The organism is Blautia sp. BIOML-A1, assembly GCF_009883055.1.
Taxonomy (GTDB): domain Bacteria; phylum Bacillota; class Clostridia; order Lachnospirales; family Lachnospiraceae; genus Blautia_A.
Genome location: NZ_WWVR01000002.1, coordinates 110,330 through 136,407 on the forward strand (window position 1 = coordinate 110,330; position 26,078 = coordinate 136,407).

A 26,078-nucleotide genomic window follows, 5' to 3' on the forward strand; every position below is an offset into this window, starting at 1 on the left:
GTGTCTGAAATCATATCCGCAGTTTCTTGTGGATGAAAATATACATTTTGACTCGTAATTGTGAGGGTACTGAGCAGTTACAAAGTTCGGTGAATTTGAGTACAACTTCATCGAACTTCCTTATAAATAAAAAAGGAGATAATAAAAATGGCAAGAAAGAAAATCATCGCTGGAAACTGGAAAATGAACATGACTCCAAGCGAAGCAGTTAAATTAGTAGAAACTCTGAAACCACTCGTAGCTAACGAAGAAGTTGACGTAGTATTCGGTGTTCCGGCTATCGACATCGTTCCGGTTGTTGAAGCATGCAAAGGAACAAACATTGAAGTAGCAGCAGAGAACATGTACTTCGAAGAAAAAGGTGCATACACAGGCGAGATCGCTCCGGCTATGCTGGTAGACGCTGGTGTTAAATATGTTATCCTTGGACATTCTGAGAGAAGAGATTACTTCGGAGAAACAAACGAAGACGTTAACAAGAAAGTCCTCAAAGCATTTGAGCATGGCATCACACCGATCATGTGCTGTGGAGAATCTCTTGAGCAGAGAGAACAGGGAATCACAATGGACTGGATCCGTCAGCAGGTTAAAGTTGGCCTTCAGAATGTAACAGCAGACCAGGCTAAAACTATGGTTATCGCTTATGAGCCAATCTGGGCTATCGGAACAGGTAAAACAGCTACAAGCGAGCAGGCTCAGGAAATCTGCAAGGGTATCCGTGAGTGCGTAGCTGAGATCTATGATACAGATACAGCAGAAGCTATCCGTATCCAGTACGGCGGATCTGTAAACGCAGGAAATGCAGCAGAACTGTTTGCTATGGCTGACATCGACGGAGGTCTTGTTGGTGGAGCATCCCTCAAACCAGACTTCGGAAAGATTGTTTGCTACAAATAATCAACAATAAGCTTACAAAGCCGGATATTTCTTACCGTAAGGGAAGAAATATCCGGCTTTTTTGACGCGTACAAATGTCCGTGCTTGACAAATTCCATTTTCTGCCATACTATTAAAAAATAGTGTTACAATATTCCCTTAAAACAGGGACGAGGAGAAAGGAGTCCATTCCAATGGAAAAAAAAGTGATTCGAGCAGCCCTTCTGGGTCTGGGTACGGTAGGAACAGGTGTTTATAAAGTGCTGAAAAGCCAGAAAGAAGAAATGATTCCAAAGCTGGGAAGTGAAATAGAGATCAGTAAAGTCCTGGTGCGTAATCTGGAAAAAGCAGCATCAAAGGTTGAGGATCCAAAGATTCTGACAAACAACTGGGATGATATTGTAAATGATCCAGAGATTGATATTGTGATTGAACTGATCGGAGGCATTGAGCCAGCAAGAACCTATATCTTATCCGCTTTGAATGCAGGAAAGCATGTAGTTTCTGCAAACAAGGATCTGATCGCTGTTCATGGCAAGGAACTTCTGGATGCAGCGGAAGCACATCATGTAGATTTCCTTTTTGAGGCAGCGGTTGCAGGTGGAATTCCGATCATCCGTCCGCTCAAAGAATGTCTGGCCGGCAATCATATGGCTGAAGTCATGGGAATCGTCAATGGAACCACAAACTTTATTCTTACTAAGATGACCCAGGATGGTATGGAATTTAAGGATGCACTGGATCTGGCAACAGAGCTTGGCTATGCAGAGGCAGATCCGACTGCAGATATTGAGGGTCTTGATGCTGGACGTAAGGTAGCAATCCTTTCCTCTGTGGCATTTAACTCCAGAGTTGTTTTTGACGATGTATATACGGAGGGAATCACTAAGATCACATCCAAAGATATTAAATATGCAAAAGAAATGGGCTGTGATATCAAGCTTCTTGGAATGGCAAAGAATACCGAAGATGGAATCGAGGCATATGTCTGCCCGATGCTGATTCCGAGTAATCATCCGCTTGCCAGCGTGAATGATTCTTACAATGCTGTTTTTGTAAATGGCGATGCAGTCGAAAACGCAATGTTCTATGGTCGTGGAGCAGGAGAACTGCCGACTGCAAGTGCTGTTGTAGGAGATCTGTTTGATATTGCCAGAAATATCAGTGCTGGCTGTTGTGGACGAATCGGATGTACCTGCTACAAAGAAATCCCTGTAAAGAAAATGGCAGACACTCACAATCGTTATTTCATGCGTCTGATCGTAGAGGATCGCTGTGGTGTGCTGGCTGAGATGACAGCAGTATTTGCAAAATATGGAGTCAGTGTGGCACAGATCATCCAGAAAGCAGCACGCGAAGCGGGCAGTGCCGAGGTTGTTGTAATTACAGCGAAAGTCCGTGAGGGAGATTTCCGTACTGCAATGGAAGAACTGAGTGAAAGAAAGTCTGTACGCAAGATCAGCAGTATGCTTCGTGTTTACGGTGAATAGATAGTATTTTCCGATAAAATCCTTGAAAAAATCTGGATTTTTGGTACTATATAATAGGAAGAAACACATAGATGTATTCTGCAGGAATACAGAGAAATTTATACAATAAAGGAGAATATTATGAGCAAGAAACCAACCGTTTTAATGATCCTGGATGGTTATGGTCTGAATGACAGACATGAGGGAAATGCAATCTACGAAGCAAAAACTCCTGTTATGGATAAATTAATGGAGGAATATCCATTTGTTAAAGGAAATGCCAGTGGACTTGCAGTAGGTCTGCCGGATGGACAGATGGGTAACTCTGAGGTAGGACATATGAATATGGGTGCGGGACGCATCGTATATCAGGAACTTACCAGAATCACCAAAGAAATCAATGATGGAGATTTCTTCAAAAATGAAGCACTTCTTACAGCAATGAAGAATGCAAAAGAAAGCAATTCTGCAATCCACTTTATGGGACTTCTTTCCGACGGCGGTGTACACAGCCACAACACTCATCTCTATGCACTGCTTGAGATGGCCAAGAGAGAGGGTCTTACAAAAGTTTATGTACACTGTTTCCTTGACGGACGTGACACACCTCCGGCATCCGGTAAAGAATTTATCGAGCAGCTGGAAGCCAAGATGAAAGAAATCGGTGTTGGTGAGATTGGTGTTGTTTCCGGACGTTATTATGCAATGGACAGAGATAACCGCTGGGATCGTGTAGAACTGGCATACAAAGCACTGACAGCAGGTGAGGGAGTCAAGGGCACAGATGCAGCTGCAGCAGTCCAGACTTCTTATGATAATGACAAGACAGATGAATTTGTTCTTCCGACAGTCATTGAGAAAGACGGCAAACCAGTTGCAACTATTCAGGACAAGGATTCTGTAGTATTCTTTAACTTCCGTCCTGACCGTGCTCGTGAGATCACCAGAGCATTCTGTGATGATGAATTCAAGGGATTTGAGAGAGCTAAGAAACTGGATCTGACTTATGTATGCTTCACAGATTATGATGAAACTATTCAGAACAAGCTGGTTGCATTCCATAAGGTTCAGCTCAAGAACACATTTGGTGAGTATCTTGCAGCACATGATATGACTCAGGTTCGTATTGCTGAAACTGAGAAATATGCACATGTGACCTTCTTCTTTAACGGTGGTGTTGAGGAACCGAACAAAGGTGAGGACAGAATCCTTGTGAAATCTCCAAAGGTTGCCACCTATGATCTCCAGCCGGAGATGAGTGCACCGGAAGTATGTGACAAACTGGTAGATGCGATCAAGTCCGATAAATATGATGTGATCATCATCAACTTTGCAAACCCGGATATGGTAGGACATACTGGCGTTCAGGCAGCTGCTGTCAAAGCAATTGAGACAGTAGACGGATGTGTTGGAAGAGCAGTAGAAGCACTCAAAGAAGTAGATGGACAGATGTTTATCTGTGCAGACCACGGAAATGCTGAACAGCTTATTGATTATGAGACAGGTGAGCCATGGACAGCACATACAACAAACCCGGTTCCATTTATTCTTGTAAACGCAGATCCGAAATACACTCTAAAAGAGAACGGATGTCTGGCAGATATCATTCCTACACTGATTCAGTTAATGGGAATGGAACAGCCGGCAGATATGACAGGAGAAAGCCTTCTGGTTGAGAAATAGTGAAATAATAGATAAATATATGCAAGTTCAGACAAAAATTTGTTGAATATGTAAAAACAGAGACGCAGGGTACCAATCAGGTATCCGGCGTCTCTGTGATTTCCGGGAATATATGTTAACCGGAAAATTTGTTACTGCGAAGAGTTACGAAAATTCTTAAAAAAAGATAGAATTTAGGATGCAAAAAGGCAGAAGTATGTTATAATAAAAACGCTACCGAAAAACGGAAGCAGTGAGAAATGACAGAAATCATTGTTGATTTGAGGAGTATAGAAATGAGTAGCGAAGAAAAAAAGGGGAGATTGTCGGAAGATGATGTAGGTACCGCAGAAGAGACCACAAACTTTGAAGACAGAATCAATGCAACATTGGACAAAATTCTGGATGATGAGGACGATGAGCTTGATGACATAGTAGTTGATTATGAGGATTCTGGAGAAGCAGAAGAAGACGTTGATAATCTTGACAAAACTATTGAGGTTAGCAAGGATAATGGTGAATTCCAGGAAGACTATGAAAAAACAATAGTATGGAATGGTCCTTCCGAACAGGATTCCGAAGAAGAAATATATGAGGAGCCTGAGGAAGAAGAGGAAAAGCCGATAGTCCGAAACAAACACAAATCCGCAAGACCGGCTCCGGTAATTTATGTTCCTGTGGATGACATTGATCAGGAGGTGCCTGTTCCTGAGAATGTAAAGCAAAACAAAAAACACGGATACAAGGGACTCAGAATTTTTGGACTTTTAGTACTGATGATAGCAGTTCTGGGCGGATGTGCCTATGGTGGAATCAGCTATTATTTTTCAAATCGTTTCTTTGAAGGAACCTGGATCAATGGGATAGACTGCTCACAGAAGACTGCTTATGAAGTAGAAGAGCTTATGAAGGAAAAGCTCAGTGAGTATTCCATCGAGGTTTCATCCAGAGATGTGGCTGCGCAGACGATCAAAGGTGAGGATATTGATTACAAATATATGTCCACAGGGGAAATCTTGCAGCTGCTCAGGAAACAGAAACCGTATGAGTGGATTAAGGGACTTTATGAACAGAAGAGTTATACGGTAGATGAGAACGTAGGCTACAATAAGACTCTTCTTCAGGAACAGCTGAAATCTCTGAACTGTGCACAGGCTGAGAATCAGACAGAACCTGAGAATGCGTATGTGGCATTTCAGAACAATGCGTTTGTGATCGTGCCGGAAACAGAGGGCAGCAAGCTTAATATCAAAGAGGCATACAAGGTCCTTAATGCAGCGGTGGAGGCCAATGAGCCTGCTATAGATTTCAGTAATACACCTGAGGTATATGTATCAGCATCTGTGACCAAGGATGATCCGGAACTTCAGGCGGCACTGGAGGCGTGTAACAACTACACGAAGGCAAGTATTACTTATACATTTGGAGATCAGAGCACGACACTTGACGGAAATACGATCAAAGACTGGCTGCAGTTTGATGAGAAGGGTCAGCTGATATGGGATGATAATTCTTTCCAGCAGCATGTTGCAGAATATGTTGCACAGCTTGCAGCAACTTATGACACAGTAGGAACAGAGAGAGAATTCCAGGCAACGAGTGGAAGAACTGTATATGTTTCCAGTTCGATATATGGATGGAAGATCGATCAGGCAGCAGAGGCTGCTCAGCTCAGTCAGGAAATCCAATCAGGAACACAGACGACCAGAGAACCGATTTATGCTCAGACAGCAAATGCATATGGGGTAAATGATCTTGGAAATACGTACATTGAGGTAGATTTAAGCGAACAGCATATGTACTATTATCAGGATGGTGCAGATATTTTTGAATCTGATTTTGTTTCCGGAAATATGAGTTATGCAGACCGTCAGACACATGCGGGAATCTTTACTTTATATTATAAGAAGAGTCCGGACGTTCTGAGAGGTGGACAGAAGGGAACGGCGAATTATTATGAACAGCCGGTACAATACTGGATGCCATTTGATGGAGGTATCGGATTCCATGATGCGAACTGGAGAGATGATTTTGGCGGTGATATTTATCTGACAAGCGGTTCTCATGGATGTATAAATCTTCCTCCGGAGAATGCAGCAGTGCTGTATGATTTGATTCAGTACGATGTTCCGATCGTATGTTTTTATTAAAAATGACAGGAGAAAATAATGGGAAGATCATTTGATTTTTTACTTGCGGGAGCTGCCCTGATCGTAGGAATTCTGCTTCTGACAGGACATGGAGAGATTTTTCTGAAGGGTGGAAATACACAGCTTCGCAAAGCAAAGTATGACGAAGACAAGATGTCAAAGGGATCCGGAGTGGCACTCATTCTGATTGGTATTATGACATTTATTGATTCTTACACAGAGACCCTGGCGGCGAAACTTATTTATGTCGCACTTTTGATAGTGATCATGGTAGGTCTGGGCTTCTATGTGAAGCTTAAATGTACAAAAACACCGGAAACCAAAGACAAAATTTCAAAAAAGAATAAATAAACAGAACAAGAGCGTGGAAGGCAGTTTTCCACGCTCTTGTTATTACTTCAGAAAAATTTGTTTTAATAATAAAGAGAAACAAGGTCCATTGGTTTCTGAATGACTGCATCTGGGTCAGGAACCTCGCCAAAACCGTAAGATGCAAAAACAAAAGGAACACCGGCCTTGCGGCAGGAAAGAAAATCACCCATGGTGTCACCGACATAGACAGGAGAATTCATATGATAAGTCTGTGCGATCAGGGCAATATTAGATCCCTTGTCCAGTCCATTATCACCATTGCACAGATGCCCCTTGAAATATTTACTGAAACCGGTGGTCTTAAGAAAGACCTCAATATAACCGGCTTCACAGTTGCTTACTATATACAGAGAATATTTTTCAGACAGAAGCTGCAGGGTCTTTTCCAGATCCTCGTAAAGAGGAGCGCATTCTGCAAGAAGTGCTATATGTTCTGCCTGACAGCAGCTGTCTATCAGACGAAGCTGTTCCGTCTCGGAAACATTCGGAAAAATCTGACGGGCAATATCAGGGAGTGGCCGCCCGAACATAGAAGAAAGAAGCTCAGCAGTCAGAGGAATATCCAAATGTTCTTCTTCGCTGAGATAACGTTTCCATGTTTTTGCTATGATTGCTGTAGAATTCCATAAGGTTCCGTCAACATCAAAAATAATACTGTCCATAATAGAGTCCTTTCAGGAAAAATGAAATATAGTTATTGTTAAGCTGACTTCTATTCTATATGGTAAAATTCAAAAAATCAACTGTCTTTTGGCTGGATTTATGTTATACTAATACGGCATATAAGAAAAGACCAGACAGGATGAAAAAATGCTGAATGATATTGTAATTCCATTGACGCAATGGTACAGACAGAATAAGAGAAGCCTTCCGTGGAGAGACAGACATAATGCCTATTATACCTGGGTGTCTGAAATCATGCTGCAGCAGACCAGGGTAGAGGCAGTAAAGCCGTATTTTCAAAGATTTATTGAAGAACTTCCGGATGTGGAAGCACTGGCTGAATGTCCGGAGGAGAAGCTTTTGAAATTGTGGGAAGGACTTGGATATTACAACCGTGTCCGAAATATGCAGCTTGCAGCACAGACTGTTATGCAGGAATATCTTGGAGTATTGCCGGCTTCATACGAGGCACTTCTTTCACTTAAGGGAATTGGAAGCTATACAGCGGGTGCGATCGCATCCATCGCATACGATATTCCGGTTCCGGCGGTGGACGGAAATGTACTTCGTGTGATAACCAGAATTACAGAGAACGATGGGGACATTCTTAAGCAGTCCGTGAAACACAAGATTGAAGAGCAGCTTAAAGAAATCATGCCAGAGGAATCTCCGGGTGATTTCAACCAGGCTCTTATGGAACTGGGAGCGGTTGTCTGCGTGCCGAATGGAGAAGCGAACTGTGAGATATGTCCGGTGTCATTTGCCTGTAAAGCTATGAGACATGGGACGATCGATCATTTTCCTGTAAAGACCCAGAAGAAAGACAGAAAACTGGAAGACAGAACAATTCTGGTGATTCAGGATGGAGAGAAGACGGCAATCCGCAGACGCCCATCGAGGGGACTCCTGGCAGGATTGTATGAATTTCCGAATGTCAGCGGACATCTGTCAAAAGAGGAAACACTGGAAATGATCAGAGAAATGAATCTGGATCCACTGTATATTGAACCTCTTCCGGATGCGAAGCATATATTTTCACATATTGAATGGAGGATGACAGCCTACAGAGTCAGGGTTTCTTCACTGGAAGACAATAACCGTGCAAACCTGCTTTTTGTCAGCAGGAAGCAGTCAGACAGGCAATATGCGATTCCATCAGCATTCAGTGCATACACGAGATATATCGAATAAAAGCCGTGGAAAACCACAAAGGAGGAATACCGATGAAAATTTTAAGTATTGCAATTCCGTGTTATAATTCAGAAGCATATATGGAGAAATGTATAGAATCTCTTCTTGTAGGAGGAGAAGATGTTGAGATCCTGGTTGTGAATGACGGATCCTCTGACCGCACTGCAGAGATTGCAGATGCCTATGCAGAGAAATATCCGACAATTGTCAAAGCAATCCATCAGGAGAACGGCGGTCATGGAGAGGCGGTCAATGCAGGTATCCGAAATGCCACAGGACTCTATTTTAAAGTGGTAGACAGTGATGACTGGGTAAATGAGGAGGCATATCACCAGATTCTTAAAACGCTGGAAGAGCTGATCCGCGGACCAAAGACAGTAGATCTTCTGATCAGCAATTTTGTATATGAAAAGCAGGGAGCAGACAGAAAGAAAGTTATGCAGTACAGACATTGTCTTCCTGTAAATGAAATTTTTGAATGGAACAGTGTGCATATGTCAAGGGGAAAATATCTCCTGATGCATTCGATGATTTACCGAACCAAATTACTTCACGAATGTGGACTGGAGCTTCCGAAACATACATTCTATGTAGATAATCTGTTTGCATTTGAGCCACTTCCATATGTCAAAAATATGTATTATCTGGATGTGAATTTTTATCGTTATTTTATCGGAAGAGATGATCAGTCAGTAAACGAAAAAGTCATGATCAGAAGAATCGATCAGCAGATCAGAGTAAACAAGCTGATGGCAGATGCATTCCACAGATGTCAGTTCAATAATAAACATCTGAAGAAATATATGCTCAGCTATCTGGATATCATTACAACCGTTTCTTCCATCATGCTGGTGCGTGCCGGAACCCAGGAAGCACTGGACAAGAAAAAAGAACTTATGGAATATATCCGGGAACAGGATCGCTGGCTGTATCACAAACTTCGTTACAGCATTCTGGGACGTGCTGCAAACCTTCCGGGAAAAAGCGGAAGAAAAATGTTCGTGGCTGCCTATAAGGTATGTCAGAAATTCTATGGATTTAACTGAAACAAGCAATATATAAGAAAGGCTTTCGGCAGAATGAGAGAAAATTTTGCCGGAAGCCTTTCGTTATTTCATTATTATGGAAGAATGATCTTTACGGGTTCTTTATTGACAGAAACAGAAAATGTTTTCTGGATTCCGGCGGATTCACCGTCTTTATGTACAGCAAGAGGGACAGAACTGAAAACTTCAACATTCTTGCAGCGGAAAATATGAATTCCGGTGAATTGCGTATGTTTACCAAAAAAAGCAGTTGGAAGACAGCATAGAACCTTAAGTTTACTAAGCCCGTCAACCACGATCACATCAAGATATCCGTCGGATGGATCGGCAGAGGGACAGAATTTGAATCCACCGCCCTCGTATTTCTGATTCATGATCGCAGCAAAATATACCTTCTGAAAAGGATAAATTCGTTCTTCATCCATTCGAAGTGTCACAGGAACCGGTCTCATAAACAACAGTTGTTTCAGAGCGACAAAGAGATATACAAGTTTGCCGAGACCAATATGATTGAGAACCTTTTTCATAGGGGTCACACTGACCTCGTGACATACTGCTGCATCAAATCCGATCCCACAGCTGATCGCAAAGCGGCTTTTGTGCCCCTTAATAGAGATTACAGGGACATCTACGAATGCGATGTGCTTTTTCTTAAGAATACAATCCAATGCCTCATGAGGATCCTGGGGAAGCTTCATGCTGCGGCAGAAATCGTTTCCGGAACCTGTGGGAATATAGCCGAAATAGATATTTGTCAGATCTTTGACACCGGAAAGAACCTCCTGGATCGTACCATCACCACCCACGGCGATCAGACAGAGAGGACGATCCGGAGAAGTCTTTTCTGTAAGGGCTGCGGCAAGTTTCACAGCATGACCGCGATATTTGGTAAAAACTACTTTGTAAGAAATGTGTTTCTGCCTGAGAACCTGTCGAAGCTCTTTCCATATAAGTTCACCTTTCCCCGAACGAGAATTGGGATTAACGATAAAATAGTACATAATATCCTCCAAAATGATTCTTTTTTTATGATAGCATTGTTTCTGGAATTTTACAATCCGGTTTTACCTTTACAAAGATTTAACAGTGAAAAGACTAAAAATTTTACGAAGTCCACGTATACTTGGGAAAGATTGAAAACAGAGAGGTAAAAAAGGATGATTTATTTAGTAGAGGATGACGAGAGTATCCGTGAACTTGTAGTATATACATTAAAGAGTCAGGGGATGGAGGCAAAGGGCTTTGAACGTCCGTCTCAATTCTGGAAGGAACTGGATAAAGAGATCCCTTCGCTGATATTGCTGGATGTCATGCTTCCGGAGGAGGATGGAATTTCCATACTCAAGAAGCTCCGTACAAGACCTGACACCAGAAAGCTTCCAATTATTATGCTGACTGCAAAGGGCAGTGAGTATGATGTTGTGATGGGACTGGACAGTGGAGCTGATGATTATATTCCAAAACCGTTTCGAATGATGGAACTGATCTCCAGGATAAAGGCAGCACTGAGGCGTGCCGAAGATAAAGGAGCAGAGGAATATCGCCTGGAAAATCTCTATGTATCTCCGATGAAGCATGTTGTGATGGTGGATCAGGAACCGGTCAGTCTGACTTTGAAGGAGTACGAGATGCTGTGTCTGTTATTGAAAAACAGTGGAATGGTACTTTCCAGGACACAGCTTCTGAATCAGATCTGGGGATATGAGTTTGATGGTGAAAGCAGGACTGTGGATGTACATATCCGAACCTTACGGCAGAAACTTGGGAGTGCGGGGGATCTGATCGAAACGGTTCGAGGGGTAGGATACAAAATAGGCAAATGAAATGAACAGCAGAATGGAAAGGGAGGATGAAAATCTTCCTTTTTTCTTGTTCAAAACAGAATTTATATGCTATACTCAATACCAGAAAAAACTTCTGAGAGGATTTTGAATAAATGAAATCATTGGTAATCGCGGAGAAACCGTCTGTTGCAAGAGATATTGCAAGGGTTCTCCATTGTAATCAAAAGGGAAACGGAGTTCTGGAAGGAAAGGATTACGCAGTGACCTGGGCACTGGGACATCTGATCACACTGGCTGATCCTGAAGAGTACGACAAGAAGTATATGAAATGGGAGATGCAGACCCTTCCTGTGATGCCGGACAAAATGAAACTGGTCGTCATCCGTCAGACATCCAAACAGTATCAGGCTGTAAAGACACAGCTTTTCCGAAAAGATATCGGAGACATCATCATAGCGACAGATGCAGGGAGAGAGGGAGAACTTGTTGCGAGATGGATACTGGACAAAGCAGGATGCCGCAAACCAATCCGACGACTGTGGATTTCCTCTGTAACGGATAAGGCGATCAGGGACGGATTCCAGAATCTTAAGGATGGAAAAGAGTACAACAATCTGTATAGAGCTGCGGTTGCGAGAGCGGAAGCAGACTGGCTGGTGGGAATCAACGGAACACGGGCACTTACCTGTAAATATAATGCACAGCTTTCCTGCGGACGTGTGCAGACCCCGACACTTGCAATCATAGCAATGAGAGAAGAAGAAATCCGAAACTTTAAACCAAAGGATTATTTTGGAATCTCTGTGCAGGCAGGGGAAGTTCAGTGGACCTGGAAAGATACCAGAAGCGGAAGCTTCCGCACCTTTCAGAAAGAAAAGGCAGAAGAAATCCAAAGAACAGTGCAGAACGGACAGATGGAGATCACTTCAGTTGTCAAAAAGCCAAAGAAGACAATGGCACCGGGACTTTATGATCTGACGACCCTTCAGAGGGAGGCCAACCAGAAATATGGATTCTCTGCCAAGGAAACACTGAATATTATGCAGAGACTTTATGAGAACCACAAGGTTCTGACTTATCCAAGAACTGATTCCCGCTATATCGGAAAAGATGTGGTTCCGACTATTAAAGAAAGACTCAAAGCCTGCGGAACAGGGCCATACCGCAAACTGGCAGGTGCATTGCTCAGTAAGCCAATTCATACAAATGGAAGTTTTGTGGACGATAAGAAGGTCAGTGACCATCATGCGATCATTCCGACAGAGCAGTTTGTGCAGCTGGATCATATGACAAACGAAGAACGCAAGATTTATGATATGGTAGTGAGACGTTTCTTAAGTGTTCTCTATCCTCCGTTTGAATATGAACAGACTGCAATGGAAGGACAGGCAGAGGGATATACCTTTGCCGCAAATGGAAAGACGGTTCTGCGTGCAGGCTGGAAAGAAGTTTACGAAGATAATTTCCAGGAAGATGAAGAGACAGAAGAGGAGAAACTTAAGGATCAGAAGCTTCCGGTCTTTGAAAAAGGCCAGAAACTTCGTATTACACAGGTACACATGAATTCCGGAAAGACAAAGGCACCGGCGCGTTTTACCGAAGCAACGCTCCTTGCAGCAATGGAGAATCCGGTGAAATATCTGTCCACAAAGGATAAGCAGGCCGCAAAGACTCTGGGAGAGACAGGCGGACTTGGAACGGTGGCTACCAGAGCAGACATCATAGAGAAGCTGTTCCACAGTTTCATGATGGAAAAGAAGGGAAATGAGATTTATCTGACTTCCAAGGCAAAACAGCTTCTGGAATTAGTGCCGGAGGACTTAAAGAAACCGGAGCTGACAGCAGACTGGGAAAAGAAGCTTTCTGATATTTCGAAAGGAAAATTAAGACAGGATACGTTTTTAAGTGATATCCGTGAATATACGAATGAGATTGTCAGCGAGATAAAAACAGGACAGGGAACCTTCCGACATGATAATCTGACGAATAAAGTCTGCCCGAACTGCGGAAAACGTCTTCTCGCAGTCAATGGAAAGAATAGCAAGATGCTTGTGTGTCAGGACAGAGAATGTGGATACCGGGAAACAATTTCCCGAACTACAAATGCACGCTGCCCGAAGTGTCATAAGCGTATGGAAATGCTGGTCAAAGGAAAAGAAGAAACCTTTGTATGTGCCTGCGGATATAAAGAAAAACTGTCTTCTTTCCAGGCAAGACGCGAGAAAGAGGGCGCAGGTGTAAAAAAACGAGATGTTCAGAGATATCTGAAACAGCAGCAAAAAGAAGCAAATGAACCGGTAAACAATGCATTTGCCCAGGCTCTGGCAGGGCTTAAGCTTGACTGAGACAAGATACTATCAGCGAGATAAAGGGGGACAACAGTATGCCTGTATTTGATTTCAGCAACACAACAACAGAGAAAAAAGATCCGGAATGTACTTATACAGTATTCCGCTCCAATGAAACAAACCCGTCACCACAGAAGCCAATCCTTGTACTGGATAACACCAGCCGCCGGTGGAAGCATCATTCCTGTGGCGTGTTTTCAAATCCGAATCAGAAATCTTCTTTTGAATTTAAAGAAGAGGATGGCGTATTTCCGGCAGACATTCTCAAGATAGATGCCCGTTTTGTAAGTCTTGTGAAATGGCTTGGAGAAAACCATATAAATGTACGATTATCCGGACAGAATACAGAGGATGGATATGCAGTCTATAAGATTCGAGAGACAGCCTTCGGTGGCGGAACCAAGCTCTCGGCAGAGGATGGATTTCTGCAGTTTATGATCGAACGTCTTCTTGCAAGCAATGCGCCGACAGAACTTCCCGAAAATGAAGATGAAGGTGAAGATGGAGATAATATGAAGCTCACCAGCATCCAGAGCATTACAGACTTTATGACCTGCGCAGGAAGAACCATGCCGGACAATATTCGGCTCTGGGCGAGAAGAAATCTTGCAGTAGCCCGTTCTCATGAGGTATCTCAGGAAGAAAGGCGACATGCACAGCGAGCGTTGTCTATCATGATGAACATTCAGTGGAAGAATGATTATTTTGAATCGATTGATCCTGTGGAGACACGCCGTATCCTGGATGAAGAACTTTACGGAATGGAGAAAGTAAAACAGAGAATCATTGAGACGATCATTCAGATCAACCGTACTCATACACTGCCAGCTTATGGCCTTCTTCTTGTAGGCCCGGCTGGAACCGGTAAATCTCAGATCGCATATGCCGTGGCACGTATTCTGAAACTTCCGTGGACAACTCTGGATATGAGTTCCATCAATGATCCGGAACAGCTGACAGGAAGTTCTCGTGTATATGCCAATGCAAAACCGGGAATTATCATGGAGGCATTTTCCATGGCTGGTGAATCTAATCTGGTATTCATCATTAACGAACTGGATAAAGCAACGAATGGAAAGGGAAATGGAAATCCGGCAGATGTACTTCTCACACTTCTGGATAATCTGGGATTTACAGACAACTATATGGAATGTATGGTTCCGACAGTTGGTGTCTATCCAATTGCAACAGCGAATGATAAGGCACAGATCAGTGCACCGCTGATGTCCCGCTTTGCGGTCATTGAACTTCCGGATTATACAGCAGAAGAGAAAAAGGTGATATTCTCAAGATTTGCTCTTCCGAAAGTTTTAAAGAGGATGAATCTTAAAGAAGAAGAGTGTGTGATTGCACCGGACGGACTGGAGGCAGTGATCGAACAGTTTGCGGATACGACAGGAATCCGTGATCTGGAGCAGGCGGCAGAGCATATCGCAGCACATGCACTGTATCAGATAGAGGTAAATAAGGTGGCATCCGTAACTTTCGATGCTGAGATGGTAAAGAAATTATTTGAGTAGATAATACAGTAACATAAAAAACAGGGGATGTGTAAAGAAGAATACACAATACCCTGTTTTTTGCTTTAGTGTAATATGTTTGTTTTGTTCTGATGCCTGTAATTCCCGGGATGGATCAGTGGAAGCTCTTGAGCCAGTTTACAAGAGAATCGTGCCAGACATTATCATAGACAGTTTTTTTCATCTGATCGGTAACAGGTCCATTGTTTGCCATTCTGGAAAGAATGGACGCCTGCAATTCTTCTACAGTCATGTCTTCCGGAGATTTGTTCGGATCAACCTTTACAGGTTCTTTTTCTTCGGCATTTTCATCGGATGCAGAGACCGCAACAGTTTCTGATGCTTCCTGTACAGTTTCTTCAACGGAAGATACTTCTTCAGCAGAAGAAATATCAGTTACAGTTTCCTCAGCTTCTGCCTGTTCAGATGTCGGTTCGGAAATTGGAATAACTGGTCTGGAAGCAGTCTCTTTAATCTGTACAGGGGTATATTCAGGCATCTCACAGGCAGGCACCCAGATTTCGCCGCTGTTTCCATGAAGTGTCACATTGATTCGGCCATTTTCTACAGAAACTTTCTGTCCGGTAAGTGTTCCGACATATTCGGCTGCATTTCCGGCAGGAAGATTCATTCCGGCATCATTGTCATCGTTATTTACGGTGACGATCACGCGGATGCCATCAAGATCACGTGCAAATGCAAACTGACGGTTTGTAAGCATAAGTTCTGCATAGCTTCCGTAACTTAAGGCAGGAGTGTTCTGTCTGATCTTTCCAAGTGCAGAAATCAGGGCCGTGCAGGAATTAGTCTTTACTGCATCTGCATAGTCCTTAAGCTCCAGGGCAGGTCTCAGACTATCATCAGAAGATCGTTCCTTGCGTCCTTCAATTCCGAACTCAGAGCCATAATAGATACTTGGAACTCCGGGAAGAGTATAAAGAAGTACATGAACTGGGTTGAAATGCGCTTTATTGGACAGCTTGGTATAGATTCGTTCTACATCATGATTGTCTACGAAGTTGTAAAGATCGAGATTTCCCATATTCTGGAGATATTTCACGGTATGAGCGATCTCAAAATAGTTGTGGTCATTATGTCCGCTGTAAAGAGCTTTGTGAAGCGCGTAGTTTGTAACACTGTGAAGAGTCTCTCCATTTACCCAGCGGCTGTAATCACCATGAATAACTTCACCCATCAGCCAGAAGTCAGGTTTGACTTCCTCGGCAGTACGGCGAAGGGCACGCATGAAATCAAAGTCAAGGACATCGGCAGCATCGAGACGGATTCCATCGACATCAAACTCAGAAACCCAGTAGCGGATCACATTACAGATATAATTCTGTACTTCAGGATTTCTCTGATTTAACTTGACAAGAAGATTATATCCTCCCCAGTTATCATAGGAAAATCCGTCATTATATTCGTTGTTTCCCCAGAAATTAACGTTACAGTACCAGTTAAGATATCTGGAATGTTCACGATTCTGCTGGATATCTTTGAAAGCGAAGAAATCACGGCCGGTGTGGTTGAATACGCCGTCAAAAATAACCTTAATGTTTTTTTCATGACATGCCTTTACAAAGGCAGTCAGATCTTCGTTGGTTCCAAGACGGGAATCCAGTTTCTTATAATCTGTGGTTTCATATCCGTGTCCGACACTTTCAAAAAGTGGACCAATGTACAGAGCAGTACATCCGATTTCTTTGATGTGATCAATCCAGGGAAGAAGAGTATTCAGACGGTGCACAGGTTCGCTGTAATCATTCTGCTTTGGAGCACCCGCAAGGCCTAAAGGATAAATATGATAAAAAATAGCTTCGTTATACCAACTCATGTCTAATCATCTCGTTTCATAGTATTTATGATAAAAAAAAGCATGGGGCTGTCGATAAACGGCAGCCCCTGGGTTTTGCTAATGGTTATGAAATTATAACTGAGGACCAGCAGCAACAAGTGCTTTGCCAGCTTCATTTCCTTCATATTTAGCGAAGTTCTTGATGAATCTTGCAGCAAGATCTTTTGCTTTTTCTTCCCACTGAGCAGCATCTGCGTATGTGTCACGTGGGTCAAGGATTCCTGTATCAACGCCTGTAAGTTCTGTAGGAACTTCAAAGTTGAAGTATGGAATTGTCTTGGTAGGAGCGTTGTTGATATCTCCGTTGAGGATAGCATCGATGATACCACGAGTGTCTTTAATGGAGATACGTTTGCCTGTTCCATTCCATCCTGTGTTAACGAGGTAAGCTTTTGCTCCGCTCTGTTCCATTTTCTTAACAAGCTCTTCTGCATATTTTGTTGGGTGCAGTTCCAGGAATGCCTGGCCGAAGCAAGCTGAGAATGTAGGTGTAGGCTCTGTGATTCCACGCTCTGTACCAGCAAGTTTTGCTGTGAATCCGGACAGGAAGTAGTACTGTGTCTGAGCTTCTGTCAGGATAGATACTGGAGGAAGTACGCCGAATGCATCTGCGGACAGGAAGATTACGTTCTTAGCTGCCGGTGCAGAAGAGATCGGGCGAACGATTTTTTCGATGTGGTCGATCGGATAGGAAACACGAGTGTTCTCTGTTACGCTCTTATCGTTGAAGTCAATCTTTCCGTTTGCATCAACTGTTACGTTCTCAAGAAGAGCGTTACGTTTGATTGCATTGTAGATGTCCGGCTCAGAGTCTTTGTCAAGGTTGATAACCTTAGCATAGCATCCGCCTTCAAAGTTGAATACACCGTTGTCATCCCAGCCGTGCTCGTCATCACCGATCAGGAGACGTTTCGGGTCTGTGGAAAGAGTTGTTTTACCTGTTCCGGAAAGTCCGAAGAAGATAGCTGTGTTTTCGCCATTCATGTCTGTGTTAGCAGAGCAGTGCATAGCTGCGATGCCTTTCAGTGGAAGGAAGTAGTTCATCATAGAGAACATACCTTTCTTCATTTCTCCGCCGTACCATGTGTTGATGATAACCTGCTCTTTGGATGTAATGTTGAACATTACAGCTGTTTCAGAGTTGAGGCCAAGTTCTTTGTAGTTTTCAACTTTTGCTTTGGAAGCATTGTATACAACGAAATCTGGCTCAAATGTCTCAAGTTCTTCAGCTGTTGGCTGGATGAACATGTTTGTAACAAAGTGTGCCTGCCATGCAACTTCAACGATGAAACGGATAGCCATACGAGTATCAGCGTTAGCACCGCAGAATGCGTCAACTACGAAAAGTTTCTTGTTGGAAAGTTCTTTCTGAGCAAGTGCTTTACAAGCTGCCCAAGCTTCCTGTGTTGCAGGATGGTTGTCATTCTTGTATTCATCAGAAGTCCACCAAACGGTATCTTTGGAGTTCTCATCCATAACGATGAATTTATCTTTAGGAGAACGTCCTGTATAGATACCTGTCATAACGTTAACAGCGCCAAGTTCTGTTTCCTGTCCTACTTCGAAGCCTTCAAGACCTGCTTTAGTCTCTTCCTCGAATAATACTTCATAAGAAGGATTGTATACAACTTCTGTTGTACCTGTGATGCCATACTTAGTTAAATCGATTTTTGCCATCTTACATTTACCTCTCTTCTTTATTGGAGCCATCTATATGCTGGCTACTTTAACCTCTAAGAAGTGGAACACTCCGACTTCTCATAGAGATTATTATACATAATTCATCAATAAAAGCAATAAAAAAACAATTAAATTTTGAAAAATGATAATAATTTAACAGTTTGTGACAGCTTATGGAAGCAGAAAATAAAAAAGCAGCTACCGGATGGTAAGTTTCCGGTAGCTGACAGCAAAGTAAATGATTTCCGCGATGGCCGTGATGACCCAAGAAAAAAAGTAAAGAAGATATAATCCCGGGATAGTATGGAAATAAACAAAAACTGTATAGACCCATACAATTCGAAAAACACAGGAACCAAGAATGATAATGATCGTCGGTACGATGGTCTTTCCGATTCCGCGTGATGCTGCAAGTGAAGCATCCATAAAAGCGGACACAGCATAAGAAAAAGACATGATGCGGATCCTCTGCATCCCCGCTTCGATGACTGCTTCATCGGTGGCAAACAGAGAAAGGAACTGATGCCCAAAAAGAAACAGCAGAAGACCAAGTATGGCACCGGCAGTAAAAGCATAAAACAGACTTATAAAATAACTCTGAAGTATTCTTTTTTTATTACCTGCACCGAAGTTCTGACTGATGAAACTGGAGCATCCGGTGTAAAAGGCATACATGACATTAAAAATCAGTGTGTCTGCATTTGTAGCGGCCGCACTTCCGGAGACCATAACGGTATCAAAAGAGTTGACGCCGACCTGTACAAACAGATTGGCAATCGCAAAAATCGCATTCTGGATCCCCGCCGGAATTCCGATCATCAGAATTGAAACCGCAATGTTTTTGTGTAACCGGATATTCTTTAAACTGACATGACATTCATCCCTGCGTCGAAAAAGATGGTTCATGATCAGGGCAGCAGAAACATATTGTGCAATGGCACTGGCGGCCGCAACTCCGGCAGCAGCCATATGAAGAACAATGACAAAAAACAGGTTCAGAATAACATTCAGAACACCTGCAAATGCGAGATAATAAAGCGGACGCCGGGTTTCTCCCCGGGCACTTAAAATGCCGTTGCCGAAGTTATAGATTCCCATTGCAGGAAGTCCGAACGCATAGATCTTAAGATAAAGCGTTGCCTGTTGGAGCAGATCATCCTTGGTGTGCAAAAGCATGAGCATCCATTCTGAAAAGAAGAAACAGACAGTTCCCATCAGCAGTCCCATCAATGCACAGAGCAAAAGGGACGTATGTACGTTTTCTATGGTGCGCTGCTCATCTCTGGCACCAAGTGTGTGTGCAACACAGACATTGACACCACTTCCCATACCGATCAGAAATCCGACAAATAAAGTTACCAGCAGGGTAGTAGAACCGACGGCACCAAGTGCCCTATAATCAGCGAATCTTCCAACGACAGCCACATCACTTAAATTGAACATGACTTCGAGAAGTTGAGAGCACATCAGCGGGATGCTGAAAAGAAAAAGATTACGCCACAAAGAGCCCGTCGTCATAGTAATGGAACGGGCTTTTTTCTTTGAATTATCACACATAACACAAACCTCAATATTGATTTTCTCATCTGTCTTTAAGATACCCCAGTATCTGGACTTTGTAAAGAGAGTACACAAAAAAAGTAAGAGGAAAAAATGCTTTTTGTATTGTGGAAGCGTGCCCAGTAAAGCTGGGGCACACCAGTCGGTGAAAGTCCGACTATGGTAATCACCAGTGAGCCATATAGTCAAATCCGGTGCGTTGTAGTAATACAGGGTACTAAGCGGATGGGTAATGTAGCTTCATAAGAAGTGCTAACAATCATACAGACCGCAATATAAAGTGAATAAAAAATCTGTTGCTTTTCGTCTGAGAGAAGTTCTTTGATGGTCTCATAATAATCCGGGTAGTAGGTTTTTCGTAACTTTTAATGCAGCTTTTGCAGATGGAAGAATAAGAAGCGTCAGTAGACATGGAAATTAAACTGCGATTAAATGGAATCATGATAACAAAAAAATTATAAAAAACAGAAAAAAATGCAACCAAACAGAAAAAAATACGTTATATATACATAGAAAACATTAATATGGCTCACTGCAAATAATTTACCTGCATAAAAACACTAATATACAGGGGAGAAATGTGATATGGAAGATACACATATTATAAATTTATTTTTAGAAAGATCAGAAGATGCAATTCGCCAGGTAGAAGTAAAGTACGAAAAATTTTGCTTTAAGATTGCATGGAATATTTTATATAACACAGAAGATTCAGAAGAATGCGTAAATGATACGTGGCTGATAACGTGGAATAAGATTCCGCCCAAAACGCCAACAAAATTAGCTGCCTTTCTGGGAAAAATAACTAGAAATTTAGCATTGGATAATTTCAGAAAGAAAAATGCTTCAAGAAGAGCAGATACACATATGATGGATATTTGTGGTGAAGTGAAAAAACTGGAAAATACAATAAAGGATTATGTGGAAGAGGATATAAAGAAAAAGGAGATTTTGAACAGGGAACAGGTTCTGTAAGTCTTCATATCTGTTTTGGAGAAGAACTCAAAGTGATCGACCAGAAATGGCTGCTCAGGACAAAATATCAGAAAAAAGAATAAGAAATATAAAATAAGCAGATTGTCTGATGATAAGATGATATAATTAAGAGAGACATATTCAGAATACTGAAAGGAAGATGAAATATGAGTCGTTTGATTTTTCATATAGATGTAAACAGTGCATTCCTTTCATGGGAATCTGCGCGGAGAGTAAAAGAAGGTTTGCCGGATCTGAGGGATATTCCGGCTTGCATCGGAGGAGATCCAAAGAAACGGACAGGAATCGTAGTGGCAAAATCAATTCCGGCAAAGAAATATGGGATTCAGACGGGAGAGCCGATGGCAATGGCCCTCCGCAAGTGTCCGGAGCTTGTGATCGTGCAGAGCGATTTTGAACTCTATGTAAAATGCTCCAGAGCTTTCAAAGAAATCTGTGCATCTTACACACCAATCATGGAATCATTTTCTATTGATGAGGTTTTTCTGGATATGACAGGAATGTCATTGCTTTATCCGGATCCGATCGCGGCTGCTCATGAAATCAAAGACAGGATACACAGAGAACTGGGATTTACTGTAAATGTGGGAATTTCCACAAATAAATTACTGGCCAAAATGGCCTCTGATTTTGAAAAACCAGACAAAGTCCACACTCTGTTTCCGGAGGAGATTGAGTCCAGGATGTGGCCGCTTCCGGTGAGAAATCTGCTTTTTCTTGGGAAAGCTTCAGAGAAGAAACTGAACGAAGTCGGAATCCATACGATTGGAGATCTGGCTCGCGTAAAAGAATCAGATATCCAGATATTGCTGGGCAATAAAAACGGACATCAGCTTTACCAGTATGCTCGCGGAATTGATGATTCACCGGTCAGGGAACAGGCTGATGAGGCAAAGGGTTTCAGTGCAGAGACGACATTTAACGAAGATATTATCTCATTGGAACAGGTGTTTCCGATTCTTCTGGAGCAGTGCGATATTGTAACAACAAGAATGCGCAGGCAACAGAAAAAATGTCTGTCTGTAGCTGTTACTTTCCGTACATTGGACTTCAAAAAGAGATCACATCAGGCTACCTTTCAGAATGCAACCGATGTGACAGATGAAATCTACAGGATGGCAAAAAAATTATTCAGAGAGTTCTGGAAGGGTGAACCACTTCGATTGATCGGAGTAGCATTGACGAATCTTTTTGATGATGGGTACGAGCAGCTATCATTGTTCGAAAATACGGAAAATAAAGAACGTCACAGAAAATTAGATGCAGCACTGGACAGTATCCGCCAGAAGTACGGTAATGACAAAATCACCCGTGCGAGCATTATGAACAGCAATTCAGGTATTGCACGAAAAGCCCGTGCACAGATGCAGAATGAACTCGAAGTAAGACATAGAAAACAGGCAGAGAAAGGCAAAGATAATGGAAATATTTGATATCATAGACGAAAACGGAAATCCCACAGGCAAAACAGTAACCCGCGAAAAAGCCCATACAGATGGAATTCCACACAGAACAGCCCATATCTGGATCATCCGTAAAAAAGACGGCAGAGTACAGGTTTTGCTTCAGAAACGTTCCATGAATAAAGATTCCTTCCCAGGTAAATTTGATACCTCATCTGCGGGGCATATACAGGTCGGTGATGAGCCGCAGGAATCTGCAATCCGTGAACTGCATGAGGAACTGGGAATCCAGGCTTCACCGGATCAGCTGGAATTTGCGGGAACTTTTCCAATCTCCTTCGAAAAAGAATTTCATGGAAAAATGTTTCGCGATGAAGAAATTGCATTTGTATATATCTATGATCAGCCGGTAGATATCAGCAAGCTGGTTTTGCAGAAAGAAGAGGTAGAAGCTGTAGAATGGTTTGATTTTGAAGAAACATGTGAGGGATGCAGAAAAAACAGAGACAAATTCTGCGTGCCGAGTGGTGGATTTGAGGTGGTGAAGAAATATCTGGAGAGGCAGAATCAGCAGATAAAAGAATAACTTTATGGTCAGAATGATTTTATAAGGCAATTTGTGGATAAACCTCAAGAAGTCTCTCTCATGTTAATTTTTGGGTTACTTTTTCAGGGTTTTATGTTAGACTGTCAATGTATATTAAAAAAGAGTGGAGGGAAACTCGAGTATGAGTAAAAAACAAGGAGAAGGTTTGAAATCATTCAACAAGGGATTTCAGGTTCCGGATACCTACATTATTATCTTTTTTGTAGTTGTTATCGCGGCAGTTATGACATTCCTTGTGCCGAAGGGCTACTACGAAACACAGGATGTTTCGTACATGATCAACGGGGTTGAGAAGACCCGTACCGTAATCAAAGACGGAAGTTTTCAGTATCTGAAGGATGATGCGGGAAATGTAGTGACTGAGGGTGTTGCGCTTTTCAGTGGAGATGGCGGAACAGGATTTTTCAATTACATGTACAATGGAATTGTAAACAGTTCTGCTATTGAGATCATTGCATTTCTTATGATTGTTGGTGGTGCGTTTGGTATTATGATCCGTACAGGTGCGATCGAAGCAGGTCTGATCGGACTGATACGTAAGGCAAAGGGAGCAGAAAAACTGCTGATTCCAGTACTTTTTGTACTGTTTTCTCTTGGCGGTGCTGTTTTTGGAATGGGCGAAGAGGCTCTTCCATTTACTATGATTCTTTGTCCGTTGTTTGTCGCAGTCGGATATGATACAGTAATTGCAGTACTGGTTACTTACGTTGCAACACAGATCGGTTTCGGTTCATCCTGGATGAATCCATTTTCTGTAGGTATTGCACAGGGTATTGCTGGTATCGATGTATTTTCCGGCGCAGGCTTCCGTATGGTGATGTGGGTTGTTTTCACAGGACTTGGATGCGGAATGACAATCTTTTATGCAGCCAAAGTAAAAAAGAATCCGAAAATTTCTGTTGCGTATGAATCTGATCAGTACTTCCGTGATCAGAACGAAAAAACTGGTATTGATGAGGGCCATTCTTTTGGTATCGGACATATCCTGGTTCTTCTGACACTGGCTGCTACGGTAATCTGGGTAATCTGGGGCGTTATGACCCAGGGTTATTATATGCCTGAAATTGCCACACAGTTCTTTATTATGGGAATCGTTTCCGGTGTGATCGGAGTCATCTTTAAATTAAATGACATGAGGATGAATGACATTGCAAGTTCCTTTAAGGACGGTGCCAAAGACCTGATCGGTGCGGCTCTTGTTGTTGCTATGGCACAGGGTATCATGCAGGTTCTCGGTGGTTCTGATCCGACAACACCAACTGTTATCAATACGATCATGTATAATATTTCCAATGCACTGGCAGGTGTTTCCGGAGCAGTTGCAGCAGTACTTATGTATCTGTTCCAGTCTGTATTTAACTTCTTCGTTGTTTCCGGAACAGGACAGGCTGCTATCACAATGCCGATCATGGCACCGCTGTCTGACCTGTTAGGCGTTACACGTCAGACTTCCGTACTTGCGTTCCAGCTCGGTGATGCATTTACAAACCTGATCGTTCCGACATCAGGATGTCTGATCGGTTCCCTGGCAATTGCAAAGATTGAATGGTCCAACTGGATCAAATTTATGTGGAAATTCCTTGGTGTATTGATGATCGGTGCTGTTATAACAATACTGATTGCCGTTGCAATCGGATTTTAATTGAGAGTGAGATTATGATGAAACTAATTCAGAATATTGATGTATATGCTCCGCAGCATCTGGGAACAAAGGATGTACTTGTGATCAATGACAAAATCGTAAAAATTGCAGATGCAGGTACGATACTGGCAGAGGGATTTCTTGCTGACGCAGAGGTGATCGACGGAAGTAATCTGCTTTTGACACCAGGTTTTATTGACAGTCACGTTCATGTACTTGGAGGTGGTGGAGAAGGTGGATTCGCAAATCGTACTCCGGAAGCAACTCTTGAAGGGCTTACGAAATTTGGCGTAACAACAGTTGTTGGTTGTCTGGGTACAGATGGAATCGGCCGGGATATGTGTGCTCTTGTCGCAAAGACAAAGGGATTGAATGAACAGGGAATGTCAGCTTACTGCTATACAGGAAGCTATCAGATTCCGGTTCACACACTGACAGACAGCATAACGAAGGATATCATGATGATCCAGGAAATCATCGGAACAGGAGAAATCGCTATTTCGGATCATCGTTCTTCACAGCCGACATTTGAGGAATTTACACGTGTAGTTGCAGATACGCGGCTTGGTGGTGTCCTTTCCGGGAAAGCCGGTATAGTAAATGTTCATCTCGGTGACAGCAGGAGATGTATGGATCTTATTGATCGTGTGATCGATGAGACAGAAATACCGGCATCCCAGTTTCTTCCGACACATATCAATCGAAATGAAATGCTTTTCTGTAAGGCAATCGAGTATGCGTTGAAGGGTGGAGCAGTCGACTTTACCGGGAACGAGGATATTGATTACTGGGAGACAATCTGTGATGAGGTGCGTGTATGCAAGGGCATGAAGCGTATGCTGGAGGCCGGCGTTGATCCAAAACGAATGACGATTTCTTCTGATGGACAGGGAAGTCTGCCAATGTACAGTAAAGATGGAGAATTCCTTGGAATGGGAGTGGGTCAATCCAGCTGTCTTCTGAAGGAAGTAAAAGAATGTGTATTTAAGGCAGAAATCCCACTGGAAATCGCACTTTCCACGATCACATCAAATCCGGCAGAAATCCTTCATCTCAATGGCAAAGGTAAAATTGAGGAAGGATACGATGCGGATCTGTGTATTCTGGACCAGAGCCTGCAGCTTGTTGAGGTAATAGCCAGAGGCAAAACAGTATATACAAAGTAAATTAAGAGTCATAATTAAAATATCCGGTGCAGAACATATACGTTATGAACCGGATATTTTTTTGCTTTAGAAATTAGTCTACAATGTT

20 protein-coding genes are annotated in these 26,078 nt (G+C 42.6%); 15 read left to right on the forward strand and 5 right to left on the reverse strand.

Features of this window, described 5'->3' with window-relative positions:
• Positions 1 to 147 precede the first annotated feature (147 nt).
• The 5 genes from tpiA (at position 148) to GT674_RS02380 (ending at position 6,508) form a co-directional block, all read left to right on the forward strand.
• Positions 148 to 897: a triose-phosphate isomerase gene (tpiA, locus tag GT674_RS02360; RefSeq protein ID WP_161284201.1), complete on the forward strand. Its 750-nt coding sequence runs from the start codon at positions 148 to 150 to the stop codon at positions 895 to 897.
• A 173-nt stretch (positions 898 to 1,070) separates the two neighbouring features.
• Complete coding sequence (locus GT674_RS02365; RefSeq protein ID WP_161284202.1) at positions 1,071 to 2,366, forward strand: homoserine dehydrogenase; 1,296 nt, start codon at positions 1,071 to 1,073, stop codon at positions 2,364 to 2,366.
• Between the two features lie 120 nt (positions 2,367 to 2,486).
• Positions 2,487 to 4,028 (forward strand): 2,3-bisphosphoglycerate-independent phosphoglycerate mutase, encoded by a 1,542-nt coding sequence (gene gpmI, locus GT674_RS02370; RefSeq protein WP_161284204.1) that lies wholly within the window; start codon positions 2,487 to 2,489, stop codon positions 4,026 to 4,028.
• 275 nt (positions 4,029 to 4,303) lie between these two features.
• On the forward strand, positions 4,304 to 6,157 hold the full coding sequence (locus tag GT674_RS02375) for a L,D-transpeptidase family protein (protein WP_161284206.1): 1,854 nt from the start codon (positions 4,304 to 4,306) through the stop codon (positions 6,155 to 6,157).
• Positions 6,158 to 6,175: 18 nt separating this feature from the next.
• The gene (locus tag GT674_RS02380) at positions 6,176 to 6,508 is read left to right on the forward strand and encodes a DUF3784 domain-containing protein (protein ID WP_161284208.1); all 333 of its coding nucleotides are present in this window, start codon (positions 6,176 to 6,178) and stop codon (positions 6,506 to 6,508) included.
• A 62-nt stretch (positions 6,509 to 6,570) separates the two neighbouring features.
• Here the strand turns inward: GT674_RS02380 and GT674_RS02385 are convergent, their stop codons facing one another.
• Entirely contained in the window at positions 6,571 to 7,191 is a 621-nt protein-coding gene (locus tag GT674_RS02385; RefSeq protein WP_161284210.1) for an HAD family hydrolase, read from the reverse strand.
• 148 nt (positions 7,192 to 7,339) lie between these two features.
• On the opposite strand from GT674_RS02385, the gene mutY reads away from it, so the two are divergent.
• Both mutY and GT674_RS02395 read left to right on the forward strand, forming a co-directional pair.
• Complete coding sequence (gene mutY / locus GT674_RS02390; protein WP_161284211.1) at positions 7,340 to 8,383, forward strand: A/G-specific adenine glycosylase; 1,044 nt, start codon at positions 7,340 to 7,342, stop codon at positions 8,381 to 8,383.
• Between the two features lie 32 nt (positions 8,384 to 8,415).
• On the forward strand, positions 8,416 to 9,429 hold the full coding sequence (locus GT674_RS02395) for a glycosyltransferase family 2 protein (protein WP_161284212.1): 1,014 nt from the start codon (positions 8,416 to 8,418) through the stop codon (positions 9,427 to 9,429).
• A 74-nt stretch (positions 9,430 to 9,503) separates the two neighbouring features.
• Here GT674_RS02395 and GT674_RS02400 read toward each other — a convergent pair whose 3' ends face one another.
• Positions 9,504 to 10,430, reverse strand: coding sequence for a diacylglycerol/lipid kinase family protein (locus tag GT674_RS02400; protein ID WP_161284214.1), 927 nt, complete (start codon positions 10,428 to 10,430; stop codon positions 9,504 to 9,506).
• 156 nt (positions 10,431 to 10,586) lie between these two features.
• Between GT674_RS02400 and GT674_RS02405 the strand changes: the two genes are divergently transcribed.
• From GT674_RS02405 to GT674_RS02415, 3 genes are all read left to right on the forward strand, one after another.
• Positions 10,587 to 11,252 carry a response regulator transcription factor gene (locus GT674_RS02405; protein WP_161284216.1) on the forward strand — a complete coding sequence of 222 codons (666 nt, stop codon included), beginning with the start codon at positions 10,587 to 10,589 and terminating at the stop codon, positions 11,250 to 11,252.
• A gap of 113 nt (positions 11,253 to 11,365) precedes the next feature.
• On the forward strand, positions 11,366 to 13,558 hold the full coding sequence (locus tag GT674_RS02410; RefSeq protein WP_161284218.1) for a DNA topoisomerase III: 2,193 nt from the start codon (positions 11,366 to 11,368) through the stop codon (positions 13,556 to 13,558).
• A 38-nt stretch (positions 13,559 to 13,596) separates the two neighbouring features.
• A complete protein-coding gene (locus tag GT674_RS02415; protein ID WP_161284220.1) occupies positions 13,597 to 15,081 on the forward strand; it encodes an AAA family ATPase in 1,485 nt (494 codons plus the stop codon).
• A 115-nt stretch (positions 15,082 to 15,196) separates the two neighbouring features.
• Here the strand turns inward: GT674_RS02415 and GT674_RS02420 are convergent, their stop codons facing one another.
• The 3 genes from GT674_RS02420 to GT674_RS02430 all read right to left on the reverse strand — a co-directional run bounded on the left by GT674_RS02420 (position 15,197) and on the right by GT674_RS02430 (position 20,173).
• Entirely contained in the window at positions 15,197 to 16,915 is a 1,719-nt protein-coding gene (locus tag GT674_RS02420; RefSeq protein WP_161284221.1) for an alpha-amylase family glycosyl hydrolase, read from the reverse strand.
• A gap of 93 nt (positions 16,916 to 17,008) precedes the next feature.
• Complete coding sequence (gene pckA / locus GT674_RS02425) at positions 17,009 to 18,613, reverse strand: phosphoenolpyruvate carboxykinase (ATP) (RefSeq protein ID WP_118699011.1); 1,605 nt, start codon at positions 18,611 to 18,613, stop codon at positions 17,009 to 17,011.
• A 201-nt stretch (positions 18,614 to 18,814) separates the two neighbouring features.
• Positions 18,815 to 20,173, reverse strand: a complete 1,359-nt coding sequence (locus GT674_RS02430; protein WP_161284223.1) for an MATE family efflux transporter — start codon at positions 20,171 to 20,173, stop codon at positions 18,815 to 18,817.
• 588 nt (positions 20,174 to 20,761) lie between these two features.
• Here GT674_RS02430 and GT674_RS02435 point away from each other — a divergent pair.
• From GT674_RS02435 to iadA, 5 genes are all read left to right on the forward strand, one after another.
• On the forward strand, positions 20,762 to 21,151 hold the full coding sequence (locus GT674_RS02435) for an RNA polymerase sigma factor (RefSeq protein ID WP_243149030.1): 390 nt from the start codon (positions 20,762 to 20,764) through the stop codon (positions 21,149 to 21,151).
• Between the two features lie 167 nt (positions 21,152 to 21,318).
• Positions 21,319 to 22,605 carry a DNA polymerase Y family protein gene (locus tag GT674_RS02440; protein WP_161284225.1) on the forward strand — a complete coding sequence of 429 codons (1,287 nt, stop codon included), beginning with the start codon at positions 21,319 to 21,321 and terminating at the stop codon, positions 22,603 to 22,605.
• Entirely contained in the window at positions 22,592 to 23,161 is a 570-nt protein-coding gene (locus GT674_RS02445) for an NUDIX hydrolase (RefSeq protein ID WP_161284226.1), read from the forward strand. Before GT674_RS02440 ends, GT674_RS02445 begins: the two co-directional genes overlap by 14 nt.
• Positions 23,162 to 23,303: 142 nt before the next feature.
• Positions 23,304 to 24,824, forward strand: coding sequence for a putative basic amino acid antiporter YfcC (gene yfcC / locus GT674_RS02450; protein ID WP_161284228.1), 1,521 nt, complete (start codon positions 23,304 to 23,306; stop codon positions 24,822 to 24,824).
• 17 nt (positions 24,825 to 24,841) lie between these two features.
• Positions 24,842 to 25,990, forward strand: a complete 1,149-nt coding sequence (gene iadA, locus GT674_RS02455; RefSeq protein WP_161284287.1) for a beta-aspartyl-peptidase — start codon at positions 24,842 to 24,844, stop codon at positions 25,988 to 25,990.
• The last annotated feature ends 88 nt before the right edge of the window (positions 25,991 to 26,078 follow it).

What these genes read in the sequence shown, in the direction of transcription:
- GT674_RS02365 (WP_161284202.1), top strand. Translation starts at nt 1,071, where the DNA reads ATGGAAAAAAAAGTGATTCGAGCAGCCCTTCTGGGTCTGGGTACGGTA.
- GT674_RS02380 (WP_161284208.1), top strand. Translation starts at nt 6,176, where the DNA reads ATGGGAAGATCATTTGATTTTTTACTTGCGGGAGCTGCCCTGATCGTA.
- GT674_RS02405 (WP_161284216.1), top strand. Translation starts at nt 10,587, where the DNA reads ATGATTTATTTAGTAGAGGATGACGAGAGTATCCGTGAACTTGTAGTA.
- iadA (WP_161284287.1), top strand. Translation starts at nt 24,842, where the DNA reads ATGAAACTAATTCAGAATATTGATGTATATGCTCCGCAGCATCTGGGA.
- GT674_RS02440 (WP_161284225.1), top strand. Translation starts at nt 21,319, where the DNA reads ATGAGTCGTTTGATTTTTCATATAGATGTAAACAGTGCATTCCTTTCA.
- GT674_RS02445 (WP_161284226.1), top strand. Translation starts at nt 22,592, where the DNA reads ATGGAAATATTTGATATCATAGACGAAAACGGAAATCCCACAGGCAAA.
- GT674_RS02400 (WP_161284214.1), bottom strand. Translation starts at nt 10,430, where the DNA reads ATGTACTATTTTATCGTTAATCCCAATTCTCGTTCGGGGAAAGGTGAA.
- gpmI (WP_161284204.1), top strand. Translation starts at nt 2,487, where the DNA reads ATGAGCAAGAAACCAACCGTTTTAATGATCCTGGATGGTTATGGTCTG.
- GT674_RS02410 (WP_161284218.1), top strand. Translation starts at nt 11,366, where the DNA reads ATGAAATCATTGGTAATCGCGGAGAAACCGTCTGTTGCAAGAGATATT.
- GT674_RS02395 (WP_161284212.1), top strand. Translation starts at nt 8,416, where the DNA reads ATGAAAATTTTAAGTATTGCAATTCCGTGTTATAATTCAGAAGCATAT.
- tpiA (WP_161284201.1), top strand. Translation starts at nt 148, where the DNA reads ATGGCAAGAAAGAAAATCATCGCTGGAAACTGGAAAATGAACATGACT.
- pckA (WP_118699011.1), bottom strand. Translation starts at nt 18,613, where the DNA reads ATGGCAAAAATCGATTTAACTAAGTATGGCATCACAGGTACAACAGAA.
- GT674_RS02435 (WP_243149030.1), top strand. Translation starts at nt 20,762, where the DNA reads ATGGAAGATACACATATTATAAATTTATTTTTAGAAAGATCAGAAGAT.
- GT674_RS02430 (WP_161284223.1), bottom strand. Translation starts at nt 20,173, where the DNA reads ATGTGTGATAATTCAAAGAAAAAAGCCCGTTCCATTACTATGACGACG.
- GT674_RS02415 (WP_161284220.1), top strand. Translation starts at nt 13,597, where the DNA reads ATGCCTGTATTTGATTTCAGCAACACAACAACAGAGAAAAAAGATCCG.
- mutY (WP_161284211.1), top strand. Translation starts at nt 7,340, where the DNA reads ATGCTGAATGATATTGTAATTCCATTGACGCAATGGTACAGACAGAAT.
- yfcC (WP_161284228.1), top strand. Translation starts at nt 23,304, where the DNA reads ATGAGTAAAAAACAAGGAGAAGGTTTGAAATCATTCAACAAGGGATTT.
- GT674_RS02375 (WP_161284206.1), top strand. Translation starts at nt 4,304, where the DNA reads ATGAGTAGCGAAGAAAAAAAGGGGAGATTGTCGGAAGATGATGTAGGT.
- GT674_RS02420 (WP_161284221.1), bottom strand. Translation starts at nt 16,915, where the DNA reads ATGAGTTGGTATAACGAAGCTATTTTTTATCATATTTATCCTTTAGGC.
- GT674_RS02385 (WP_161284210.1), bottom strand. Translation starts at nt 7,191, where the DNA reads ATGGACAGTATTATTTTTGATGTTGACGGAACCTTATGGAATTCTACA.